At 33.7% G+C, this 19,899-nt stretch carries 31 protein-coding genes and 2 pseudogenes; 18 read left to right on the plus strand and 15 right to left on the minus strand.

From position 1 onward, the window contains the following. The 12 genes and pseudogenes from ACODS7_RS26260 to ACODS7_RS26315 form a co-directional block, all read right to left on the minus strand. Positions 1 to 797 (minus strand): hemagglutinin (locus ACODS7_RS26260; RefSeq protein ID WP_488827924.1); only part of this gene is annotated, 797 nt, incomplete at its 3' end. Positions 798 to 810: 13 nt separating this feature from the next. Further along, complete coding sequence (locus tag ACODS7_RS26265; protein WP_256426268.1) at positions 811 to 1,896, minus strand: LPD25 domain-containing protein; 1,086 nt, start codon at positions 1,894 to 1,896, stop codon at positions 811 to 813. Between the two features lie 97 nt (positions 1,897 to 1,993). Next, positions 1,994 to 2,287 carry a hypothetical protein gene (locus ACODS7_RS26270; RefSeq protein WP_002187987.1) on the minus strand — a complete coding sequence of 98 codons (294 nt, stop codon included), beginning with the start codon at positions 2,285 to 2,287 and terminating at the stop codon, positions 1,994 to 1,996. Between the two features lie 24 nt (positions 2,288 to 2,311). Beyond that, the gene (locus ACODS7_RS26275; protein WP_488827927.1) at positions 2,312 to 2,551 is read right to left on the minus strand and encodes a hypothetical protein; all 240 of its coding nucleotides are present in this window, start codon (positions 2,549 to 2,551) and stop codon (positions 2,312 to 2,314) included. Positions 2,552 to 2,576: 25 nt separating this feature from the next. Further along, positions 2,577 to 3,026 (minus strand): hypothetical protein, encoded by a 450-nt coding sequence (locus ACODS7_RS26280; RefSeq protein WP_488827929.1) that lies wholly within the window; start codon positions 3,024 to 3,026, stop codon positions 2,577 to 2,579. Between the two features lie 613 nt (positions 3,027 to 3,639). Then, positions 3,640 to 3,888 (minus strand): hypothetical protein, encoded by a 249-nt coding sequence (locus tag ACODS7_RS26285; RefSeq protein WP_098229451.1) that lies wholly within the window; start codon positions 3,886 to 3,888, stop codon positions 3,640 to 3,642. Between the two features lie 104 nt (positions 3,889 to 3,992). Next, positions 3,993 to 4,262: a hypothetical protein gene (locus ACODS7_RS26290; RefSeq protein WP_488827931.1), complete on the minus strand. Its 270-nt coding sequence runs from the start codon at positions 4,260 to 4,262 to the stop codon at positions 3,993 to 3,995. Between the two features lie 47 nt (positions 4,263 to 4,309). Next, on the minus strand, positions 4,310 to 4,885 hold the full coding sequence (locus ACODS7_RS26295; RefSeq protein ID WP_488827933.1) for a TraM recognition domain-containing protein: 576 nt from the start codon (positions 4,883 to 4,885) through the stop codon (positions 4,310 to 4,312). Positions 4,886 to 4,927: 42 nt separating this feature from the next. Then, positions 4,928 to 5,392: a type IV secretory system conjugative DNA transfer family protein gene (locus ACODS7_RS26300; RefSeq protein WP_488827950.1), complete on the minus strand. Its 465-nt coding sequence runs from the start codon at positions 5,390 to 5,392 to the stop codon at positions 4,928 to 4,930. A 252-nt stretch (positions 5,393 to 5,644) separates the two neighbouring features. Beyond that, positions 5,645 to 5,728 (minus strand): hypothetical protein, encoded by an 84-nt coding sequence (locus ACODS7_RS26305; protein ID WP_488827952.1) that lies wholly within the window; start codon positions 5,726 to 5,728, stop codon positions 5,645 to 5,647. A 37-nt stretch (positions 5,729 to 5,765) separates the two neighbouring features. After that, positions 5,766 to 6,455 (minus strand): annotated as a pseudogene (locus ACODS7_RS26310) (thioester domain-containing protein); the annotation flags it as partial. A 77-nt stretch (positions 6,456 to 6,532) separates the two neighbouring features. Continuing rightward, the gene (locus ACODS7_RS26315) at positions 6,533 to 6,736 is read right to left on the minus strand and encodes a helix-turn-helix domain-containing protein (RefSeq protein ID WP_097984832.1); all 204 of its coding nucleotides are present in this window, start codon (positions 6,734 to 6,736) and stop codon (positions 6,533 to 6,535) included. 203 nt (positions 6,737 to 6,939) lie between these two features. Between ACODS7_RS26315 and ACODS7_RS26320 the strand changes: the two genes are divergently transcribed. From ACODS7_RS26320 to ACODS7_RS26345, 6 genes are all read left to right on the plus strand, one after another. After that, the gene (locus ACODS7_RS26320) at positions 6,940 to 7,437 is read left to right on the plus strand and encodes a helix-turn-helix domain-containing protein (RefSeq protein WP_029437153.1); all 498 of its coding nucleotides are present in this window, start codon (positions 6,940 to 6,942) and stop codon (positions 7,435 to 7,437) included. Between the two features lie 345 nt (positions 7,438 to 7,782). Next, complete coding sequence (locus ACODS7_RS26325; RefSeq protein ID WP_097984829.1) at positions 7,783 to 8,727, plus strand: Replicase RepFR55; 945 nt, start codon at positions 7,783 to 7,785, stop codon at positions 8,725 to 8,727. 656 nt (positions 8,728 to 9,383) lie between these two features. Beyond that, positions 9,384 to 9,938, plus strand: a complete 555-nt coding sequence (locus tag ACODS7_RS26330; RefSeq protein WP_256426262.1) for a DUF3967 domain-containing protein — start codon at positions 9,384 to 9,386, stop codon at positions 9,936 to 9,938. A gap of 228 nt (positions 9,939 to 10,166) precedes the next feature. After that, on the plus strand, positions 10,167 to 11,357 hold the full coding sequence (locus ACODS7_RS26335) for a ParM/StbA family protein (protein ID WP_420975004.1): 1,191 nt from the start codon (positions 10,167 to 10,169) through the stop codon (positions 11,355 to 11,357). Between the two features lie 9 nt (positions 11,358 to 11,366). Beyond that, complete coding sequence (locus ACODS7_RS26340; RefSeq protein ID WP_236828933.1) at positions 11,367 to 11,804, plus strand: hypothetical protein; 438 nt, start codon at positions 11,367 to 11,369, stop codon at positions 11,802 to 11,804. 144 nt (positions 11,805 to 11,948) lie between these two features. Further along, positions 11,949 to 12,215 carry a hypothetical protein gene (locus ACODS7_RS26345; protein ID WP_097984528.1) on the plus strand — a complete coding sequence of 89 codons (267 nt, stop codon included), beginning with the start codon at positions 11,949 to 11,951 and terminating at the stop codon, positions 12,213 to 12,215. Between the two features lie 83 nt (positions 12,216 to 12,298). Here ACODS7_RS26345 and ACODS7_RS26350 read toward each other — a convergent pair whose 3' ends face one another. Together ACODS7_RS26350 and ACODS7_RS26355 are read right to left on the minus strand one after the other, a co-directional pair. Beyond that, on the minus strand, positions 12,299 to 12,436 hold the full coding sequence (locus tag ACODS7_RS26350; RefSeq protein WP_086413261.1) for a Phr family secreted Rap phosphatase inhibitor: 138 nt from the start codon (positions 12,434 to 12,436) through the stop codon (positions 12,299 to 12,301). Between the two features lies 1 nt (position 12,437). Then, positions 12,438 to 13,532, minus strand: a complete 1,095-nt coding sequence (locus ACODS7_RS26355) for a response regulator aspartate phosphatase (protein WP_256426261.1) — start codon at positions 13,530 to 13,532, stop codon at positions 12,438 to 12,440. A gap of 372 nt (positions 13,533 to 13,904) precedes the next feature. On the opposite strand from ACODS7_RS26355, the gene ACODS7_RS26360 reads away from it, so the two are divergent. The 4 genes and pseudogenes from ACODS7_RS26360 (at position 13,905) to ACODS7_RS26375 (ending at position 16,159) form a co-directional block, all read left to right on the plus strand. After that, positions 13,905 to 14,201, plus strand: coding sequence for a hypothetical protein (locus ACODS7_RS26360; RefSeq protein WP_488827938.1), 297 nt, complete (start codon positions 13,905 to 13,907; stop codon positions 14,199 to 14,201). Position 14,202: 1 nt separating this feature from the next. Continuing rightward, a complete protein-coding gene (locus tag ACODS7_RS26365) occupies positions 14,203 to 14,388 on the plus strand; it encodes a hypothetical protein (protein ID WP_042891009.1) in 186 nt (61 codons plus the stop codon). Positions 14,389 to 14,487: 99 nt separating this feature from the next. Then, positions 14,488 to 15,669: pseudogene (locus ACODS7_RS26370) on the plus strand (FtsK/SpoIIIE domain-containing protein). After that, positions 15,608 to 16,159 (plus strand): replication-relaxation family protein, encoded by a 552-nt coding sequence (locus tag ACODS7_RS26375; protein ID WP_488827940.1) that lies wholly within the window; start codon positions 15,608 to 15,610, stop codon positions 16,157 to 16,159. The pseudogene ACODS7_RS26370 and the gene ACODS7_RS26375 overlap by 62 nt, the downstream one beginning before the upstream one ends. Before the next feature lies 1 nt (position 16,160). Here the strand turns inward: ACODS7_RS26375 and ACODS7_RS26380 are convergent, their stop codons facing one another. Next, entirely contained in the window at positions 16,161 to 16,385 is a 225-nt protein-coding gene (locus tag ACODS7_RS26380; protein ID WP_000118337.1) for a helix-turn-helix domain-containing protein, read from the minus strand. A gap of 513 nt (positions 16,386 to 16,898) precedes the next feature. Here ACODS7_RS26380 and ACODS7_RS26385 point away from each other — a divergent pair. From ACODS7_RS26385 to ACODS7_RS26420, 8 genes are all read left to right on the plus strand, one after another. Continuing rightward, positions 16,899 to 17,147 (plus strand): DNA-binding protein, encoded by a 249-nt coding sequence (locus ACODS7_RS26385; protein ID WP_098424700.1) that lies wholly within the window; start codon positions 16,899 to 16,901, stop codon positions 17,145 to 17,147. A 92-nt stretch (positions 17,148 to 17,239) separates the two neighbouring features. Beyond that, positions 17,240 to 17,476: a hypothetical protein gene (locus tag ACODS7_RS26390; RefSeq protein WP_488827942.1), complete on the plus strand. Its 237-nt coding sequence runs from the start codon at positions 17,240 to 17,242 to the stop codon at positions 17,474 to 17,476. Further along, on the plus strand, positions 17,466 to 17,999 hold the full coding sequence (locus tag ACODS7_RS26395; RefSeq protein WP_488827944.1) for a hypothetical protein: 534 nt from the start codon (positions 17,466 to 17,468) through the stop codon (positions 17,997 to 17,999). The genes ACODS7_RS26390 and ACODS7_RS26395 overlap by 11 nt, the downstream gene beginning before the upstream one ends. 175 nt (positions 18,000 to 18,174) lie before the next feature. Continuing rightward, positions 18,175 to 18,831 (plus strand): hypothetical protein, encoded by a 657-nt coding sequence (locus ACODS7_RS26400; protein WP_488827946.1) that lies wholly within the window; start codon positions 18,175 to 18,177, stop codon positions 18,829 to 18,831. Between the two features lie 48 nt (positions 18,832 to 18,879). Beyond that, a complete protein-coding gene (locus ACODS7_RS26405) occupies positions 18,880 to 19,161 on the plus strand; it encodes an AbrB/MazE/SpoVT family DNA-binding domain-containing protein (RefSeq protein WP_488827948.1) in 282 nt (93 codons plus the stop codon). Between the two features lie 65 nt (positions 19,162 to 19,226). Then, positions 19,227 to 19,415, plus strand: coding sequence for an RNA chaperone Hfq (hfq, locus tag ACODS7_RS26410; RefSeq protein ID WP_488827955.1), 189 nt, complete (start codon positions 19,227 to 19,229; stop codon positions 19,413 to 19,415). Positions 19,416 to 19,442: 27 nt separating this feature from the next. Beyond that, on the plus strand, positions 19,443 to 19,673 hold the full coding sequence (locus ACODS7_RS26415; protein WP_208742807.1) for a hypothetical protein: 231 nt from the start codon (positions 19,443 to 19,445) through the stop codon (positions 19,671 to 19,673). A gap of 29 nt (positions 19,674 to 19,702) precedes the next feature. Continuing rightward, positions 19,703 to 19,899: ArsR/SmtB family transcription factor (locus ACODS7_RS26420; protein WP_488827957.1), on the plus strand; the 197-nt coding region annotated here is incomplete at its 3' end.

Here is a 19,899-nt window from a genome sequence, read left to right on the forward strand (position 1 = left end):
GGCGGATCTACCGGAGGTTTTGGCTTATCTCCTCCATCTGTCGGCGGATCTACCGGAGGTTTTGGCTTATCTCCCCCATCTGTTGGCGGATCTGCCGGAGGTTTTGGCTTATCTCCCCCATCTGTTGGCGGATCTACCGGAGGTTTTGGCTTATCTCCCCCATCTGTCGGCGGATCTACCGGAGGTTTTGGCTTATCTCCTCCATCTGTCGGCGGGTCTGGTAATGGAATAGAAGGTTTTTCTTCAATAACAGGCGGTTTTACATTTTCTTGTAGGATTACATCTCCGATGCTAGCTACTGTTGTATCTTTTATATTTCCAAATACAAGTTGATTATCTTTCGTTTCTGTTGGAATACTATTCGATGCAACAATCGCAACATCATCTGTATTCAAATGACTCGATTTTGACAACTCCTGGTCTAATATAGCCACGATACGAGATGTCGCTTCATCTGCATTTTTGATATGACTTGCAATCTGTTTATCTTTTTTGTTTAATTGTTGCTTTTCCATATGATCTAATACAAATGCTACATTTTTGTTAGACTCCTGACTCTTCACAGCATTTTCCGTCAAAGAAGCAAAATCCTTTTCTTCTAACTTTTCCGGCTCTTTCTTTTCTTCTTGTTTCTTTTTCTCATTTTCCACTTTTTTAGAAACAGATGCTTTTTTATCTGTCTTCTTACTTTGCTCTGAACCAAACAAGCTACATCCGGATAAAATCCCTACAGACAAAGAAGTCGCCGTAACCGTAAGTCCCCTCTTTTTTAAAACATTTTTATAATCGATTGGCATTTCATTTCCTCCCTTAAATTTCCTTCAATACTTTATCGATGTTTTCAATCTTTTTCTTTTTCTCTTCATCTGGTACTGTTGATTGCTCTACTTCTTTCTTTTCTACTTCCTTCACTTGTTTCATCACATTCTTATTGCCCTGTGCTTTTGCAAAGATAAAGCAATCCTCATATTTTTTAAGTCTCAAATATGCATCTACAATGGATTGTTCCCGGCGACCATCTACACTCACCTTATCTTTTAGACGAACAACCTCTTCATCTTTTTTTGCCAACACTGCTTTTTCAAAATCAATCACATCATTTTTGACTTGAATCTCATTCACTTTTTTCAAATTATCAACGGCTACGTAATAGCTCACAACACTCTCAGCAAATTTCGGTTCATACTGTAAGGCCTTATTTGCTTTTCCGCTTAATAAGTAAGAGAATAAAACTGCTTTTTGACTCTCCTTATCTAGTTCTTTATAATCCAACTGCTCAAATTCTTGAATTGCCTTTGGATATTGCTGAATCGAAGCTTGTTGAAGTCCTTTAACTAAATGCGTATTGGGTTGAGTTGTTGCTTCAACTGGCTTAGATGGTACAGCATACAAGGAAAACACACTCACAGCTCCTACTACGATTCCTCCAATTGCTCCTCCGATTATTTGAAACAGATGTTTTTTGTTCTCTTTTCCCTCTTCTAAAGGAATATCTCCTTTTTCTTGTTGTTCCCCTTTCACTTTAGTTTTCTCTTCTGGTTCTTCTATTTCTTCTGGTGGAGCAATCTCTTGTAAAAATTCTTCGATATCTTGTTTCATGAGTTGTAAAAGTGCCTCTTTTTGCTTCTCTTGATCTTCATCCATTTCCATAGAAGAAAGTTTATTTTCTACATGTTCATACAAATGAGAAGCATAACCAGAACCCAGGGACAATGTCCCTGCATACATCTCTTCACTGTTTTGATCTAAAATGTGAAAATCTACATGGATAATATTTTGTTGTTCTTGTAACTCTTGTTCCAGTCGATAGGTAATCTTACAAGCATCCTGTAAGGACATCTTTTGAAAACTTTTAATCTCTGGTGTTGCGCTTTTGGTAAACATGACCTCTAACATAAGTAATTTCCCCCTCTCCTTTCTAACGCTTTATGGCATATAAAAAGAAGCTATACAAGTGCATAGCTTCTTTACCAAAACGTATTCTGTTGTCTCTTCACATCCAAAAGAACAGGATAGATCCAAACTTGATATTACTATTAATTCCTTCTGCCAATCCCTTTGCACCCATTACAATAATTAACCCTACAGCTGAACCAATAAACCAGCCTTTACTCTGGTGTCTTCCACGCTCCCCCCCCCAGATAAGGTAGTAACCACCGATACAAAATGCGATAGCTGCACTAATAATTCCTAAGCGTTGTGCCCAGGTTAAAACTGCTTCACCTGTACTAACTAAACTAGACATTCCATCTCCAGCACCTAAAATCAAGTTGTTTAATTTAAACATCTCTTACACTCTCCTATATTTGTGTTATACAACTTCATTTGACTGAGAAAGTGTACCCGTACCTTCAGGTACCCTACTAGGTCCTTTCTCTTCTTCTACAAATAGAGTGAGCGCTTCTAAGATTAAGTCTTGATTTACTTCAACGAACTGTTGATGTTGTGCGTGTAACCAATTTTGATAGCTTTCTCCTTTGACCTTCAGTAACTTTTCTACCAAATCTCTTGATTTTTTTAAATCTCTTTGTGTAACAGTTGGAATAGGCAATTTATCACACCGCCCTTCTATCCTCTTATTTGTCGATATACATTTCCTTCATATTTCGGACAAACACATCTAATTCTTTTTCTAAATCAGATGATTTGTATTTTTCAAAGGGCATTTCCTTTTTTAGTTCTCCTTTTTGATAATACGCTAATGTATCTGGTCTTTGTTTTACCCCATAATAAGATTGTCCTTTAGTTCCGTCATATCCAGGATGATAACTATTTAACTCCTTGCCACTTACAGTGTTCTTTTCAAAAACTTTTTTTACTTGATTTGTAAAGAAATCTCTTTGTTCTTTATCAAAAGAGTAAACTACAAATCCCGTTCCATCCTGTGACATGAATTTTTTAATTTCTTGAGGGCTTAATTCTTCAAGCTCTCCTTTCTTACTATTAGAAAATACCAGTGTGGAACCAATCCCTAGAACGGCAACCAATGCAACGATAACGGCAATGATTTTTGATTTTTGAGTCATACTTTTGACCTCCCTATGTTATTAAACAAGCGATTTTGGAGTCTACTGAGAGTTCAGATTATTTCTCCACATCTGGTTATCATTATAGCAAGAATATTAAGAAAAAATGAAAAATTACCATTTATGGCGGATATGGTAAACCCTATATTGGCATGCATATCAGAATCAATCCCGACTTAATCCTAATAAGCCCAATATTGCACAACGTTTTGGCATGTACGTAGAACCTTATATATCTACTGTTTTTGATGTTCACCGCTTCTTCAGAATGTCATTAAAGGATATTCCTCACGGCTAATACTCCGCACAGATCATTGATATATCGTATCTGGGTCACAAGTATGAGTTCTGATTTTTTACAACAAAACCCATAGACGAGTTTTACGTACCCACTCCTCAAACGATAATCGTATACCCAACTTTTTAAGTGACCATTTTAAAAAGGGGCACGCATGTGAAGTTTTCAAAGGGCAATTGTGCTTTGATAAGGAAAAACTTTCGTTTTGAACGTCTATAAAAATAGTTACGAAATTGTTGGTTTTTTCATTATCATCGGATAAATCTATCTATCTCAGCACACTCCAAAACCGCTTGTTTTCTCTCAAAAATCGTTTTATTTCCGCCGTTGGCACACGGTTGTCAATTCATCATTCTGGTTTCTTCTCTTGGCAATTATTTTTTGCTTTTCATCCATGACTGAACGGACACGGTAATAGATCTCTGCCACCCTCTCAATGTTTCCTGTCGTATCTTCTACCGCTACCGCTCCTCTTAGCTGATACACTTTGCCATCGAATGTTTTGACACTTTGTGCACTTGACGACGATATATCATAGAATGCAAGTCTTTGCTCTTTTCCCATGTCTATCGCCTCCTTCAAAGGGAAGGACTTGAAATCCCCCCTTTCACCTTGTATAGTTTTCTAGCCATCTATATATCATGAATGACTATGAAATCCCGAAAATCTTATACGCTTCTGTTTAATTCCCTAATACCCTGCCAATAAGACTGTACGACTGATACTGCCTGTGCTTCAGATGAACACTTCGTAATTTCTGGTAAAAAACTTTTCCCTTTGTATTCAAATAGAGTTTCTTCTCGAAATGCTTCTCTTTCATATTCTGCTATTTCTCGATGTATGAGATGTTGACTTTCAGTGATTTTTTCAATCAGATAATTAGATGGTTTTACTTTCATGTTTTGAAATTCTTCCGCATTTGCTTCCATCAATTTCATATATTTTCTCCTTTCTGAAGTAAAAAGAGTATTTTTGAAAGGTAAGACTATGCTAGAACTGTTGTCTGACACGATGTAGCAATTCGTTTTGCCCCATGTTTTCCGTATATACGTTGTAAGACGGAATGAGATTCTACGACAATTGCAGTTCGGATATCATAGGTAGCACTTTCTTTTAAAAACTGCTCTATATGAGGGATAGGATAAAGATCAAATTGATAGAAAACGAGATGAATCGGTCGAATTTTCTTCTTTTCAGTTAGAAAGTGAAGAAAATGAGATAACGCCTCACCTCTATCTTCATACGTGCTAGTAACCGTATCTATATTGACATACATGATCACTTTTTGATTATTTTCATAATCTAAGAACACTGTATCACTTAACAAATTGTGCTTTACAATGTGATATCCTTGCGCTAGCTTCTGTCGATGTGTATCTTCATACACTTGATCCGTTGGATCGAAAATAAAGATAAACTTTTGTTTAGCTTTCCTGACACCCTCAATCACTGTCCTATAAGCCTCTTGAGAAGCTTTTGTCACATCCACACCCTTTTCTCTTCGGTCAAAAATCCCAATCGCCTGTAGAAGCCCTGAGCACCTTTGAATCACTCCTAGCATGTCTATGTCTCCTTTCTTATTTCATTCTTTGAAACTCTTTACTCAATATTGGAACCAAAAATATTCCCGTTTCTTTTCCAGATTTTCATTCCTCATTGCATGTTCATCTAATATTCCTAGCAATGTTCTAACGGTTCCTTCCCTCGTCTCTTTCGCTGATAAAACCAAAACCTTAAAAATTTGATAGGCTGGATGACATTGATCGAGAGAATCTGTTATCTCCGACAAGTACGTATCCTGGTTATTTACTTTTTGTATGAACACTCTGACCTGTTCCAAATCTAAGTAATATAAGTCCTTATGTCGTTGATCCAGATACAAAATACTACCCGCTAACAACTTTGTAGCGGATTCAATCCAAAAATCATATCGTTCTTTGGGTTTGACCACCGTTTGTGCGATTGAAATTGCTTGCATGAGATCTTCGGAAAGCCAATCACCCTTGCGATGCATCTTTCCGTTTCCTGGTTTCCCTCCAATCCATGTATTTGAACGACTCCTAATCATTGGCTCCTTCAAAATAAATGGTTGTTTGGTTGTACCGATGTAGACTCCTGACATCTCATTTCATCCCCCTTTGGTTTCTTAAACCTTGCTCCCGATCCAAAACACAATTACCCAAATGGGAAGTGCAAGTATACATGCATTCCGACAGCCAACAAAAAAACAAGCGGATTTTCATCTATTTCACTAAAATGAGCTTGGGATGTCGTCATATTTTCTTGTCTCATCTTGCAATTCTCCCTTTCTTATTTAGAATTATTGCGCTTTCTTACGACTTCTTACTGCAAATACAGCTCCCATTGCACCAAATGCGCTACATGCAAGCCCAATCCATTTTATATATGGATTTTCCGCTTTACCACCTGTTGTTGGAAGATGAGCTCCAGTTTACCTGTAGATCAGCACTCACTTTTTCCTCATTTTTTTCTAATAGTACTGTTGCATCTTGTACAGTGTCAGTTCCTTTATAAGCTACTGCATGCAACTTAGAAAGGTTAGAAGTTATTTTTAAGGAAAAATTTCCAGTCTGAGAGGATTTCGGTATCAGAATACGGAATTGTTCCCCTAAATTGAATTTTTGTTTTGTTTCTCCATTTGTTGAAACAACTTTTGTTCCATTTGGTGCATTCGCTAGTTGAACTGTAAACACACCATTCTTAGCGTTACTTTCAATTTGATACACTGTCGTTTCAAAGTACTCACCGTTTAACTTTGCTTCTTGATTGTCTGTTGGTGTTACATTCATGTACATTTCTTGTGTTTCCTGACTTGCATTTGCCCCATCAATAATTGTTTTTACGGCTTTTGCAACATTCGCATTCTTATGCTGAACTTCACTAATGTCAATTTGACCTAATGATGCCCAAACACTAAGCTGGGTCGCATAATGCGCCTCTTTCCAATCGGAAACACCTAATTCCTCAGGACTCTTTTGCGGATATCCATTTAGAAGAACTTTATATACAACATCATCTGTGCGCCCCATCTCTGGAAGGTCATTGCCATTGGGACTGAGTTTTCCATACGTTAAGCAATAAGCAATTTGACCAATTAATTCTATTTGAATTAATGATTTTTTTTACTATAATAAATCTTATATGGTTACTTTGTATCTTTATCAAAATAAAAGTAACTATTTTTAGGTTATTCTCGAACTCGATAATACGTTGGTACAAAAAAGTACTCTACAGGCTTGTTGAAAAAAACGGAAATTTTTTCCGCTCGTTCAGCATTAACTCCGGACCTGCCCTTCTCTATAGAATGTAGCACTTGGGGACTAATGTTTAATATCTGAGAAATAAACTCTAATGAACAATTTTGGGCCTTTCTCTCGTATTTTAAAGACATTTCATAACCTCCTTTCGGTTACCCTTACGTGTATCATATATCACTTTTAAAGTTAAAACAACTACTTTTTTGTTTTTTATTGGGAGTTTTTTTATTTTCTTATCACTTTTCAAGTTACAAACCCTCTTCGGAGTTATAACGAATGTATATCCTACAAAAAAACGCACAACATATCATAAAATTAAGAGGGAGGAAAAATAAAAATGAGTATTTTTGGCGCACGTGTAAAAACATTAAGACTAGAAGCTGGATGGAGTATGAAACAGCTAGGTGAAAAAATAGGAGAAGTTAGTGGAACAAGTTTCGCTCAAACAACTGTTTCAAATTGGGAAAATAAAGGGGCTGAACCTCCATATAACGTTTTAATAGTTATAGCGAATCTTTTTCAGGTCAGTACAGATTATTTAGTTGGCAATACTCAAACCATTCAAGACAAAGGATTGTTTTTAGAAGAAAATCAAATAAACAAGGATATTAATATAAAGGAACAAGAAGTTGAACAAAGTCACGAGCCACCTTTTATGACAACAGATCTTTATGAAGATCTACTTGCATTGCCAATAAGCAAAAAAGAGCAATTAGAGAAGCAACTTCATGAATATACAGAATTTATTAACTATAAGTATGACAAATTACAAGAAGAATATATGAATTTTAGAAAATACATTCAATACGAAATTAAAGCCTCCAGTTCAAATTAACCGGAGGCTTTTCATAGGTTACATTCTTCTATTCTTACATTAACGATTGATATCTCATAATAATAGTTATACAATAGGACATATAAAGAAATATAACCTTATTAAAGTTACTAAAAATAAAAAATAAAAAACAAAAAAAATAAACCCTACCACAACCTATTTTTAATTGGCAAATCACTTTGGCCGGTGAACCAATTAAAAACTCAATCAGAGTAGGGGGCTTATTTATAATTATGTTTTCTACATATTTATTATAGCATGTAAAAAATATAATGTGAATAAAAACCTCTACTTTTCCAGCATTTTTCTGTTTCTTTGTGGTGGAAAAAATAGGAGGTTTTTTCTGTGTTATTAAACAACTTTTTGCTTAGTCGAGCAAAAGCTGAATTAAGTCCTCGAATTAAACATTTACCCAAAACACCGGGAACTATTAATCAATCAATCAAGAAAGTTACTACTTATATTGATAATATTGTCCATGATGAATATGAAGGTGTTACCACAAAAGATTACCTTACCAAAAGACAATTTGAAGCCTTTGAGACTATCTTATCTTATTTGGTACAAGAAGGTTATGCCCAAGTAAGGCAAGAACACATTTGTAAAAAATCGGGGATTTCTAAACCCATTATTAATTACGTGTTGAATTGGCTGCAAGATTTAGGAGTATGCCAACAAATAAAGGTAAGACGGCACGGAAAGATTGCTCCTTCCGTTTACATCTTGACTATACATAACAATTATTTAAAAATTATTGAATACTTCAAGGTAAAATGGGCTTTAGCTATTGATATATGCTCTACTTTTACAGAGTTTTTAAAGAAGAAAATTTCTCAAGAAAAAAGTAAACCTGAAAAGGAAAACCAAATATCTGTTTCCTCTAATGGATTAGATATTTTTGATATTAAAACAGAGCGAGAAGAAGATTTAAACACATACTTAAGTGAAGATCAGAAAAGAGCTTACCACCATATAATGAGTCAACGTGTAACAAATTTAACTGAAAAAGATGCTTATGTTATTGCTTTAAGATTGCCACCAGATTTAAATAACTTAGAAACGTCTGGTGAGTGGGCTTTTGAAGAATCTGTTAAATGGTTCAGAGATAACAAAGCTGATTATAGCGCTCCTGCTCATTTTATGACAATGTTTAGTGAGAAATTAAAGTTTTATCAAAAACAAAGAATAATTGAATCTCAAAAACGTCTTGCGAAAACGGGGATAGAAAAAAAGAATAATAGTACAATCCCATTCGATTTATTCAAAAAAATGCTTATTCCGAACCTGTAAACCTTATTTTCAAAAAAATAATTATCAAATAGCCTTGCTTGAAAAAATCACACATAGCAAGGCTATTTGTCATGTCTTTATTAATCCCCCACTTTCTTTAAGTTTCTTCAAGCACTTAAAGAAAAAAACAACCACATTTTTTACTAGAATTTTCATATTCCGCTTAAAATTCTAGTAAAAAAAGCCTTCCCTTTTAAAAATGAATACCCCCTAATTTACTCACATTTTAACCTAGAAATTTACTAAGCTATATTTCTAAATCGCTTGTGAGAGTAAGCATCAAAGGCTATATTTTATTTCTAATGTTTTTATTGGTTTTACTTTTTTAAAACAAGATTTAATAAATAAAGTAATTTCATATTTAATTTGTATTTTAAAAAGTGAATTTTGTCACTTCTTAGGGAGGAAATACTTTTTACTGATGATAATTAAAGCAAGCTTAAAATAAGCTAAAGAGATTCCCTGTAAATCTACAATTTAAAACATATTACAAACTCATTTATTGAGATTTTTGTGAAAAGGCTTACGTTTTAATTTTAAATAGCAATTTTTAACGAAGTTTAGGGATTCCCTTTATATAGAAAAAAATAAAATTATAGGATTTTTAACGATTAATGTGGAAGCGTTCTATATAAAAAATAAAGGAGGGCGAACAGTTGCAAGAACGCTCATTTTGGACAAAAGATGTTGCCAAACGCTTAGAAATAGGTACAAGTACGCTTAGGAAATGGTGTATAGCTTTAGAACAGGAACAATATTCTTTTGTAAAAGGTGCAAAAAATAGTCGTGCTTTTGTTCAAAAGGATATTAAAGTACTAGAACAGATGAAAAAGCTGATCCAAGAGGCTGGAATGAGTATTGAAGGAGCCGTGAAGGTTGTTTTATCTGTTCCTTTTGCTGAAGTTGAAACAGATAATGATTTAGAGGATGGTAATAGAACGCCTAGCGTTCTTTCAGAGAACGTAATGAATTTACCTAAAGAATTTATAGAACAACTACTTCAAGAACAGATATTACTAAAAGAGAAAATTCAACAGCTCGAACGTATTGAGATCATGAATGCCGAACGGTTAGAACGCATGGAGAACAGATACAATGAACGAGATAATTTGCTATTAACACATGTTAGAGAGATACAAGAAACTAAACAACTTTTAGTAGCATCTCAAAACAAACAAAAAGAAAAAAAGTGGTGGGAATTTTGGGAATAACACATTTAAAATAAATTATAATAAATTAAGACGGATATATTAGATAATCTTTTTTGAAGTTACACCCGAATTATAAATTGTTTTAAATTAAAATAAATTATATTAAATTAAAACAATTTATTTTCAATTATTTATGTTGATTTTTCTGGTTAATTATAGTAAAATGTAATTAAGGTAATTTAAAATGAATTAAAATAAATTCTTTTCAATAAGAAAGGGGTAATATAAATGAAATTCAATTATTTTGTAGAAGATGACAATGGGAATTCCGAGAAGAAGATTACAATTAATGGAGAAATGATAAAATTTCCAAACACATATAGTTATGTGTATAAAGAGCCTGTTCCGCAAGATAAAAAAATTGAAGAATTAGTGCATGGATTAATTCATAATATGGATGTTACTGTTAATTCATCAGCTTTGAAAGGTCAAGTAGCTCAAAGGGTGTTTGTAGGAGAACGTGCCATTCGCTCTGGTGAAGATCTTCAGAACCTTAACATTAAATCAAACCGTGGTAAGCATAGACAAGATACTACAATTATGACAACAGTTAGTGCAATTGCCTGTCGTTCGGTTCAAGATATGTTTAAAGATCAAAACTCAATAGAAGAAGGTACAAATATAGAAGCAATTGTTTCTATGGTTACAGCTTTACCAGCTAGTGAATGGACAAAAGAAAAGGCAAAACAACTCTCTGAAAGGTTTACAAATAGTAGTCACCATGTAACGGTAACTGTTGGCGATTTGAGAGTTTATGTAACTTTGAAATTTGAAAAAGTAATTGTTGTACAAGAAGGGACTATTGCCCTATTTGCTTTAATCGAGGATGGTAATGGGAAATATAGAAACGATGAAATATTTAATGAGTTTAAAGAAACTTATGATATGAAAGATATAACGGGTGAATACTTCCAAGAAAAACGTCTTCTGCACATAGACATTGGTGACGGAACAACAGAATATGTTGTTACAAAAGGCTACGATTATGATAATGATCACAGTTCGGGAGAAAGACATGGTATAGGTCATGCGATTGAACGTGCTAAAAAAGATTTCGAAGATGAATGGGGTTTTGCTATACAAAGACAAGAGTTTGCCGGATATCTAAAAGAAGAGCATCCTAAATATTATGAAGATGCTAAAAAGTTCTTAGCAAGAGCTAAATTTAATTTAGCTGATGAAGTATTAGATGCTGCGGAAACTAAATTACAAGATTTAAAATATGATGTAGAAGTCGTGGTTGTCTATGGCGGTGGAAGTATCCAATTAAAAGAAAATCTTTTTGAAGATCTAAAAGAAATTTGTGATTCTAAAAAAATTAAAATATTATGGATTAATGCTAAGAACGCAACGGAAATGAATGTTAAAGGCATGACAGTATTTAGTTCAATTGCATTTCAAAAAGAACAAGTAAAATAGGTGATTATGATGGCTAAACCAAAAGCGATTCAAATTCCATTATCGGAGAAAATGCGTCAAAGATGTCCAGAACTATTTGTTTGGATAGAATCACAGGAAAACCCTAATGAAGCTACAAGAAAGGTGTTAGAACATTTTATAGCGTTATACGGGACACAAAGTGTCGATAACGAAGAGATTAAGCTTGGAATGGCTAAAGACTTGTTAAGTGCAAAAGGCATGCTACAAGGAGATATCCCAAGAGGTTTACCTTCCAAATCACCTTTAACGTACAAACAGCCAGAAGAGGGTAATGTAATTGAAGAAGTTGAAAGCTCAATAGTAACTGCAAATGAAGATAATCAGCCAAAAAATGTTCATATTGAAAAATCGAAAGAAAAAACTCAAGAAGATCCAGTAAATAAGCCTATAGAAAGAAATATAGATATGAACAAGTGGACGAATTAATAATTTTCTAAAATGGATTTTAAAAGTTACATTTTTATGAGAAGAAGCAAAAAAACAACAAGATGCATAATGACATGAGGGAGTGCTTACTTATTAGAGAAGGCACTCCATTTTTGTATTTTTGATAAGGAAGGATGAACATATATGGGAGTTCCAATAGTTAAGCAAAAACAATTTTTAAGGGTTTTAAAGTCTTCAGGGTATTATATAGCGATTATTGGAGTTGTATTCAGTGCATTATATTTGTTGAAATTTGTTATTTTACAGATATTAGGATCTTTACTAATTATAGCTTTTTTAGCACTTGGTTTCTATTTTTTGGGGTATGTGTTAATCGGTGTTTTTAGTTTGCTAATTATTGTAGGAAGTGTTATATGTACATTGAGTCTTTTGGTTTATTTTCTTGCGTAGTATCAGAATCCGAAGAAGGAGAAAGGGGAAGTAGCATCATTGAATTTGTAATGATACTACTTCCCTTCTCATCAATAATATTCTTAGCCAGTGTTGCCATCTGCATAACTTACGGTTGTATATTTTGCCTGCTGTGAGTTTTCTGTCATAGGAGAATGCAAACCTAGAGCCATAATTCCCATTGTCATAATCCCCATTAAAATGATCTTCATTTTTTTCATGTTATTTTAGAATCTCCTTTCCGAAATTTTTTTCTTTTGCTTCATAACTTAAAAAGAAATATGTACTAGCTTTTTCAAAGTTTGCTTCAGCATGAAATTTTACAGCTAATAGTTCACTGTATTCTTGTACATACGTCCATAAGTTTTCTCTTTTAAAGTAGTCCATCCCTGCTAATATTTCTTTTTCTAAATATTCTGTTGAATCATTTTTACATATTCTCTTCATAATCTTAAAACGATATTGATATTCATTGAATCCTAATGATTCAGAAATTTGTAAACCTTCTTGAATAAGTTCAAGTGCAATTTCTGTTTCTTTTAAGTTAATTCTTTGTTTAGCCTCAACAAAGAGGGCTTTATAATTTCTCGGCATTTTTTGATTTACTTCTGATAAATATCTTATAGCTAAACTGGATTGTTTTTGTTCTGCATACATTAATCCTATATTCTGACGACTAATTAAAATATCACGCTCACTACCAAAATTGCGGAATAAATCTATGGCTGAAATAAAATATTCCTCTGCTAATTTATATTCTTTCAAGTGAGTACAAGCTAATCCTAAAAGGTTGTCACAATAGGCTATTTTCAGTTCGCAATCGTTATTTTTTAAGAAAATCTCCTTTGCAATTGTAACATATTTTGTAGCCAAAAGCGCCTGGTAAATGTGGTAATGGAATATAGCTAAATTATAGTAAAACTCGGCTTTTTCAAGCTCATCAGGAATATGTATAAGTAAAGATTCTGCTTTGGTATAGTGTTCTTCAGCCAAAGTATAACTACCAATCGCTTTCGAGTGAATAGCTTTGAAAAAGTGATAATAGTATGCTAAGAAGTCTTCTTTTGGGGTTTCAAAAGTTTCAATCATATCAAAACTTTTTTTAGAAATATTTAAATTATTAATCAGGTAATCGCATCGAAAATCTAAAAGTGAATAATAAAAAAGTAAACTTTGGTTGTTTTTTAAGTTATCAAGCTGTTTTTCAATTTCCTTTTTTGAATGTATAGATTTTTCTCTGTCACGTGCACGAATCTGTAAATACCATTCATTAAGTAATTCAGTAAGTTGTTCATTTCCCTTTAGTTGAACGTTCATATAATCCTCCCCGTCATCCCTTAATAAAGGAAATATTCTTATAATATATAATAGCAGATAATAAAATTGTCCATCTTGTTAAGATGTATTTTTCAATATTATTTTGAATATTTAGAATTATACATTAATTGTAGTGGAGTATTTAGTGAATGTGAACAAAATAATATGAATTTATATTTTTCTCCTTTATAGTATAACATTTACAATCTTTCAATCATTCATGCAATTTTGCATTTCGTTGTAATGGAATATAATGAAATACAAAAAGTTATTACCTTTTTTATTTGTCCTTTTTCGGGTACAAATTCAAAAATATTTATTGTAAACATATGTATTTAGTGTAGTTGGAATTTAATAAGGAAGGTGACATGGATGAGTCAATATCAGATGTTGTATAATACTCCTTATTTGTATTCTTCACAGACTTTGAAGGGAATGTACAAAAACACCAAAAAGGGAGAAGACATATGTGCAATACAAGAGCATATGCTACGCCATGAAGTATACCTGGACCGACAGTACCGAGGATATTATTATTTAAGTCAAAAAATAGAAGAAGATCTATATGGTGATGAACACGCATTGTCTTGGAATGAACTATTAGAAGATTATCAACTATATAGAAATCGCCAAGGGAATTTGTCTATTAAACCGAAAGGATGGGGCTAACATGACAATCATTGGAGAATTAGGGGTTGTTTATGGTGTGACCGGAGCTTCAGTTTTGGGGATTAAATTACTGAAAAAGAAAGGTCTTTACCTTCCAGGATGGTTGCTACGTGCGGGTCTTAAATGTTTGTTAATAGGGAGTGTTTGGTATGTTCTAATGGATATACTAGATGTATTTCTGCGTTAGTATTACATCTGGTAGTTGAAAATGATTATAATAGCGCATCTTAAACGTTTTTTCTAAGCTTCCATACAGGCTCAACTACCTTAAGGAGGTATGGAGGAAATGTTATTACTTTTATTAATTCCAGCAACCTTTATAACAGTAGCTTACTTTTACAAGAGTAAAGGAATGAGTGATAAGAAAAAAATTGCAACGTTTTTTGAAATTGCAAAGATATGTGTTCAGTATAAAGGTGAATTACAATACCCCATTTTTATAAAAGAAATAGAAGATGACATAAGTATGAATTATGTTTACAAGTTACCACTCGGCGTGCCAAGTCAACTTATCAAAAAATTAGCTGAAGTATTAGAAGAAGGACTATATAAACCTGTTAAAATATCATTTCATCAAAGAGAGCTTCATATTCGCGTATTTAAGCAACAAATACCTGAAATGTGAATTTGGTCTAAGGATCTGTTAAAAGAGCACACATGGAGAGTTATGATGGGGAAATCATTAGATAAACACATATATCATGATTTTGAGAAAACACCGCATATGTGCGTGGCGGGTATGACTCGGTTTGGAAAGACAGTATTCCTGAAAAATGTGATGACGAGTTTAATTTTACAACAACCTCAACACGTGAAATTTTTTATTATAGATCTGAAGGAAGGATTAGAATTTAGCCCTTACAAGAATCTATCTCAAGTTGTAGAAGTAGCTGAAAATCCAGAACAGGCGTTAGAAATGTTGGCTAAAGTACGTGAGAAAATGGTTAAACAAATAGAGGTGATGAAAAATTCCTACTTTACTAATATCATAGATACATCTATAAAAGAACGATGTTTCATCATAGTAGATGAAGGAGCAAATCTTTGTCCTACACAAGGATTACCTAAAAAACAACGGGATGTATTATTTATGTGCCAGGAGATGTTATCTGAAATCGCAAGAATTGGGGGTGGTTTAGGATTCCGGCTTATATTTTGTACACAATATCCAACCTCTGATACATTGCCAAGGCAAATCAAGCAAAATGCTGATGCAAAGCTAGGTTTTCGATTACCAACGACGGTTGCGTCACAAGTTGCTTTGGATGAACCAGGTCTTGAGGATCTACCTTCCCTTCCAGGAAGAGCATTGTTTAAAACAGATCGTACAGAAGAAATTCAAGTACCTTATCTGAAGGATAAAGACATGTGGTGTTTACTGAAGCAATACAAGGTGGTGAAACGCAATGAGACATCAAACACTCAAACAGAAAGCGAGACAAATCGAGATTTTATCCACTTTGAGTAAGTTGCGTGTATTAAAGGATCTACATTCATATTGTCACATTACAAAAATGGCTCGGGAACATGTATATTATTTAAACAAAAAGGGACGGGATTTATTAGGTATTAAAAAGGAAGTAAAGAAAAGTAGTCAATTACAGCACATATTAATGCGAAACGAAAGCTGGATGTGGCTTGGGTTTCCAGAATGGAAAACAGAAAGGCCTATCGAGTTTTCAATCAATGGTCAACGGCATCAAATCATTCCTGACGCAATGTATTTTGAGGATAATGTTCCCCATTTCGTTGAAATAGATCGTATGCAACATATGAAGGCAAACGAGCATAAAATACAGTTATATGGCCATATAACAGATATTTATAAAAGACAGAATGCTATAGTTCCAGTAATTATCTTTTTTACACTATCAGACTATCGACAATCTAAGTTAGAGCAATATGCTGTAAAACAAAATGTGTTTATACGAACTTTTATAATGCACGATATATTTTAAACTACATCCAGAAGTCATCATGGTGGATTTCTTTATGAGTCATTCTCTTCAGTGCTTTAATAATCTTTTGTCCATTCTTAAATGAAGGATAAAAAGTATTTGCTCGACACAATTTACTAATCGTTCCTTCACTTACACCGGAGTTTTGAGCTAAATCTACTTGTTTAATATCATGATTGTCTAAAAATTTACCTAAATTAGATCTAGGCTTTTTAAACCAAGACATGCGTTTCACCTCAATTATTTGATTTTATTAAAAGCATGTCCAATTCTTTAGTTTTCTAAACTTTAGATAAGTGAATAATTTTGTTGGGTCCAGCATATAGTTTAAAAGAGAACATGATAAAAAAATATGTAATAATTTTGTGGAATCTAGCATTCATAGTAATAGCTACAAGTTGCTGATACACTATCCTAATGGCAACTTGTTGTAACAGGTATTCCTATAAAATAAAAAGCTTAAACCCGTTGATATATAAGGGTTTAAGCTTTTCTATGTTTTGAATATTAAACATTATATGATTTTTAGAATGAAAGTTTAAAAGTAATTCGAGTCGAAAGACAAAGAATAGTAGGTTTTGATTTTTGACTAAACAAATCGAAAATTTCACGTACCATATTAAGAACAAAAATGAAACCAGAAGAGAAAATAATGAGAATATTATTAAAAATAATACCAAAACACTAGACGGTTAATCTAGTGTTTTGGTATACTAAAGGTAGGAGGTGAAAAGTTAGATTGTATATCATTAACAGCAGAGAAGAGCTCCAATCTTTTTTAAAAAATGAAGTATGGACATCAGAAGAAGCAAGGAAAGTGTTAATTATCTCTAAGCAACGTATGTCCCAATTGTTAGCGGAAAATAGGATTATTCCTATTTCTAAAGTTGGGCAGGTGAATTTGTACTGGCGTAAAGATGTTGAGCTTTTAAAACAAGAGTTGGTTCAATCAAGAAAAAAATATAGACCTCAACATCCTTCTGAGTAAATAACAGAACGCAAAAAAGTCCTCACAGCCTTGGACAGCAAATCGAGGACTTTTCACAAAAACATTTTCAATTTAGAAAGGATGAGGGAACTATGTTCAACACTTTAAAAATCAAAAATGATGAGTCCATTATAACACACACTCAACCAGTAGAGAAAGATGGAGCGGGTATCAAACATGCGATCTCAATGCATTACCGCGCAGTATGTGAATGGTTTGGAATTGAGGATTGCAAAGCATCTCAAATATGGTTTTTCGGATTTTTTGGAGTCTCCATATTTATGATGATTGTTACATATCTAATCGGTGGTATGTGTTATGGTTTCTAAAATCATACTGGACGATACAACAAGATCAAACATATTTGATTCCCTTACTGAAAAACAAAAAGATTTTCTTGAACAACATGTGAAACGTGGCAAAAAAACTGCCTTTGCTAATGTCATGGCTTTAGACAAAGGAATTGTACTTCCAGAACATGCAACGGACACTGAAATTCAGGCCATTTTAGATGAATGGGTATTAATTCTCCAAACCAATAAGAAGTGGTCACATCTCACACAAAATCAGAAGAATTTGATAGCAGAATGGTTACGAGAAGAATATCGAAGTTTTATTATGATGTATTTACGAAAACCGAAACGTTATGAAGAAGAATATATAGTAGATAGCGTGATGGAACGGATACACGCACGTGGTATTTGGATACCATATGGAGAAGTAAAAGCGTACTTTGCCTGTAAAAAAGGCAAATGGTATCGGAAATTAGAAAATGAGTTTGAAGATAGAAGGAAAGAAGAAGAACAAAAAATGATGTTACAGAAGGAAGAAAGGGGAATCTTGTTTGTATAGTCGGAATATTCGTTTCTTTTTTTCTATGGGTAGTAAAAATGTGGTACGATAGAAGTGACATGATAGATGTATAGTATGATTCCAGTTCATTCCTATAGGAGTGAACTGGAATTCTTTTTCATTGGATCATTCCGGATTGGCAAATATACAAGGAAAAGTGGAGAGGGGGAGAAAAATGGAAGTACAACGTGTACTGCAAGAAGAAATTCGGGAAAAAAAGCGAACTGCTTCGGGCGTTCATCATAAAACAGGAAAACGAGGATATGTCGGAAAGATGTTATTTCCAACTGACATGCTGAAAGGAAAAGAGAAACGTAGCTACCAAAAAGCATCGAAGGTGGAGATTTCAAATATGTATGAAACAATGATGAGTCGGGCAGAATTTGAAGCGTTGCCTGTAGAACAACAAAAACAAATGTTACAGGGTTACCGGATGCATTTTCATATGAAGGATATCGTAAAGCATTGGAAAATGAGCACAGCTAAGCTGTATACCTTAATTAAGGATCTAGAATTGCCCGCTCTTCCTAAGGAAAATGTAGTAGCAAAACGAAAAGAATCACGTCAGAAAAATCGAAAAACAGGGAAACAAACGAAACCAAAACAAAGAGAAGTGTTGCCACCAATAGAACAAATTTCTCTTTTTGATACAGATTCTGAAGTGGTGCACCGTATACCAGCAGCTGTACCGATACAAGGATATCGCACGACCTTATCAGGTGTATACAGTTCAGAAGAACTAATCAGTCGTTTATTGAAAATGGGTGCCTTATTAGAAGGAGAAGAAAACATGTTTCGAGTACAATTAGTGATAGAAGAACAAGAAAGATAAAAATAAGGTTGGAATGTTATACATAGAAAATGGAGGAGGAAATGACAGTTGAAATCAACAGGAATTTTACGCAAAATAGACCATTTAGGAAGAATTGTCATACCGAGAGAAATAAGAAGAGTACTGGAAATAGCAGAAAAAGACTGGGTAGAAATATTTGTAGAGGGAGAAGAGATTATTCTGAAGAAATATAAGGGATATGACGTTTGTCCCATTACAGGAGAAGCATCTTCCCAGCATATGAAACTAGGAGATGGAAAGTTGACGTTGAGTCCAGAAGGGGCGAAACAATTGAGGAAAGAATTAGAACAATATTTTGTAAGAGCCTGAGAAGAAGGGGGAAGGAAACATTGGAAAGAAAACCCAACGTACCTCAAAAGGAAAGAACAAACGATATGCTATCCTTTCAGGAACAAGTACTACAAGAAGCAGTGCAAAGAAAAAAGAGCATGACAATGATTTTAGTAAATGGATTTCATATCAAAGGAATCATAAAAGGGTATGATTTATATTCGATTTTGATAGAAGTGGACGGGAAACAACAGTTTGTATATAAACATGCCATTTCAACAATCCGATTATAAAAGAAACGAAGCAGGGGAGGGTATTATATGGAATTTATTGTTATCATACTACTATTTGTTGTAATCGGAACAATCTTAACAGCTGTCCCATTAAACAAAAAGAAAGTAAGCTTGACGAAACAAAATAACACACATAATTCATCACCATTATTTTCCTATTCAGGTTCAAATCATGATAGCGTGTATGATGGTAGTTCATATGATTGCGGTGGGTCTTTTGGTGGAGATAGTGGAGGTAGCTGCGGTGGTGGTGATTAAAAAAATAAGAAAGAATGAGGCGAAAGAAGATGACAAATGTTTTTTATATGGAGCTCAATGATCTTAATTATGAACTCGAACGAAGTGCGGAAATACTGAGAGTATTAGCACATCCTGTCCGTCTACAAATTGTACATCAATTATTAGGGAAAAAGACTTTAAGTGTTACCGAATTACAACAGATTTTAACATTACCGCAATCTACGGTTTCACAACATCTTCATAA

The sequence above is a fragment of the Bacillus sp. FG16 genome, from assembly GCF_057809515.1.

Coding starts and splice junctions, on each gene's coding strand:
- ACODS7_RS26335 (WP_420975004.1), top strand. CDS start 10,167: ATGAAATTCAATTATTTTGTAGAAGATGACAATGGGAATTCCGAGAAG.
- ACODS7_RS26270 (WP_002187987.1), bottom strand. CDS start 2,287: ATGTTTAAATTAAACAACTTGATTTTAGGTGCTGGAGATGGAATGTCT.
- ACODS7_RS26300 (WP_488827950.1), bottom strand. CDS start 5,392: ATGATTAGGAGTCGTTCAAATACATGGATTGGAGGGAAACCAGGAAAC.
- ACODS7_RS26285 (WP_098229451.1), bottom strand. CDS start 3,888: ATGGGAAAAGAGCAAAGACTTGCATTCTATGATATATCGTCGTCAAGT.
- ACODS7_RS26415 (WP_208742807.1), top strand. CDS start 19,443: ATGGAATTTATTGTTATCATACTACTATTTGTTGTAATCGGAACAATC.
- ACODS7_RS26315 (WP_097984832.1), bottom strand. CDS start 6,736: ATGTCTTTAAAATACGAGAGAAAGGCCCAAAATTGTTCATTAGAGTTT.
- hfq (WP_488827955.1), top strand. CDS start 19,227: ATGCTATCCTTTCAGGAACAAGTACTACAAGAAGCAGTGCAAAGAAAA.
- ACODS7_RS26400 (WP_488827946.1), top strand. CDS start 18,175: ATGGAAGTACAACGTGTACTGCAAGAAGAAATTCGGGAAAAAAAGCGA.
- ACODS7_RS26375 (WP_488827940.1), top strand. CDS start 15,608: ATGAGACATCAAACACTCAAACAGAAAGCGAGACAAATCGAGATTTTA.
- ACODS7_RS26340 (WP_236828933.1), top strand. CDS start 11,367: ATGGCTAAACCAAAAGCGATTCAAATTCCATTATCGGAGAAAATGCGT.
- ACODS7_RS26265 (WP_256426268.1), bottom strand. CDS start 1,896: ATGTTAGAGGTCATGTTTACCAAAAGCGCAACACCAGAGATTAAAAGT.
- ACODS7_RS26320 (WP_029437153.1), top strand. CDS start 6,940: ATGAGTATTTTTGGCGCACGTGTAAAAACATTAAGACTAGAAGCTGGA.
- ACODS7_RS26290 (WP_488827931.1), bottom strand. CDS start 4,262: ATGAAATTGATGGAAGCAAATGCGGAAGAATTTCAAAACATGAAAGTA.
- ACODS7_RS26390 (WP_488827942.1), top strand. CDS start 17,240: ATGTTCAACACTTTAAAAATCAAAAATGATGAGTCCATTATAACACAC.
- ACODS7_RS26395 (WP_488827944.1), top strand. CDS start 17,466: ATGGTTTCTAAAATCATACTGGACGATACAACAAGATCAAACATATTT.
- ACODS7_RS26360 (WP_488827938.1), top strand. CDS start 13,905: ATGAGTCAATATCAGATGTTGTATAATACTCCTTATTTGTATTCTTCA.
- ACODS7_RS26350 (WP_086413261.1), bottom strand. CDS start 12,436: ATGAAAAAAATGAAGATCATTTTAATGGGGATTATGACAATGGGAATT.
- ACODS7_RS26280 (WP_488827929.1), bottom strand. CDS start 3,026: ATGACTCAAAAATCAAAAATCATTGCCGTTATCGTTGCATTGGTTGCC.
- ACODS7_RS26365 (WP_042891009.1), top strand. CDS start 14,203: ATGACAATCATTGGAGAATTAGGGGTTGTTTATGGTGTGACCGGAGCT.
- ACODS7_RS26345 (WP_097984528.1), top strand. CDS start 11,949: ATGGGAGTTCCAATAGTTAAGCAAAAACAATTTTTAAGGGTTTTAAAG.
- ACODS7_RS26295 (WP_488827933.1), bottom strand. CDS start 4,885: ATGCTAGGAGTGATTCAAAGGTGCTCAGGGCTTCTACAGGCGATTGGG.
- ACODS7_RS26355 (WP_256426261.1), bottom strand. CDS start 13,532: ATGAACGTTCAACTAAAGGGAAATGAACAACTTACTGAATTACTTAAT.
- ACODS7_RS26380 (WP_000118337.1), bottom strand. CDS start 16,385: ATGTCTTGGTTTAAAAAGCCTAGATCTAATTTAGGTAAATTTTTAGAC.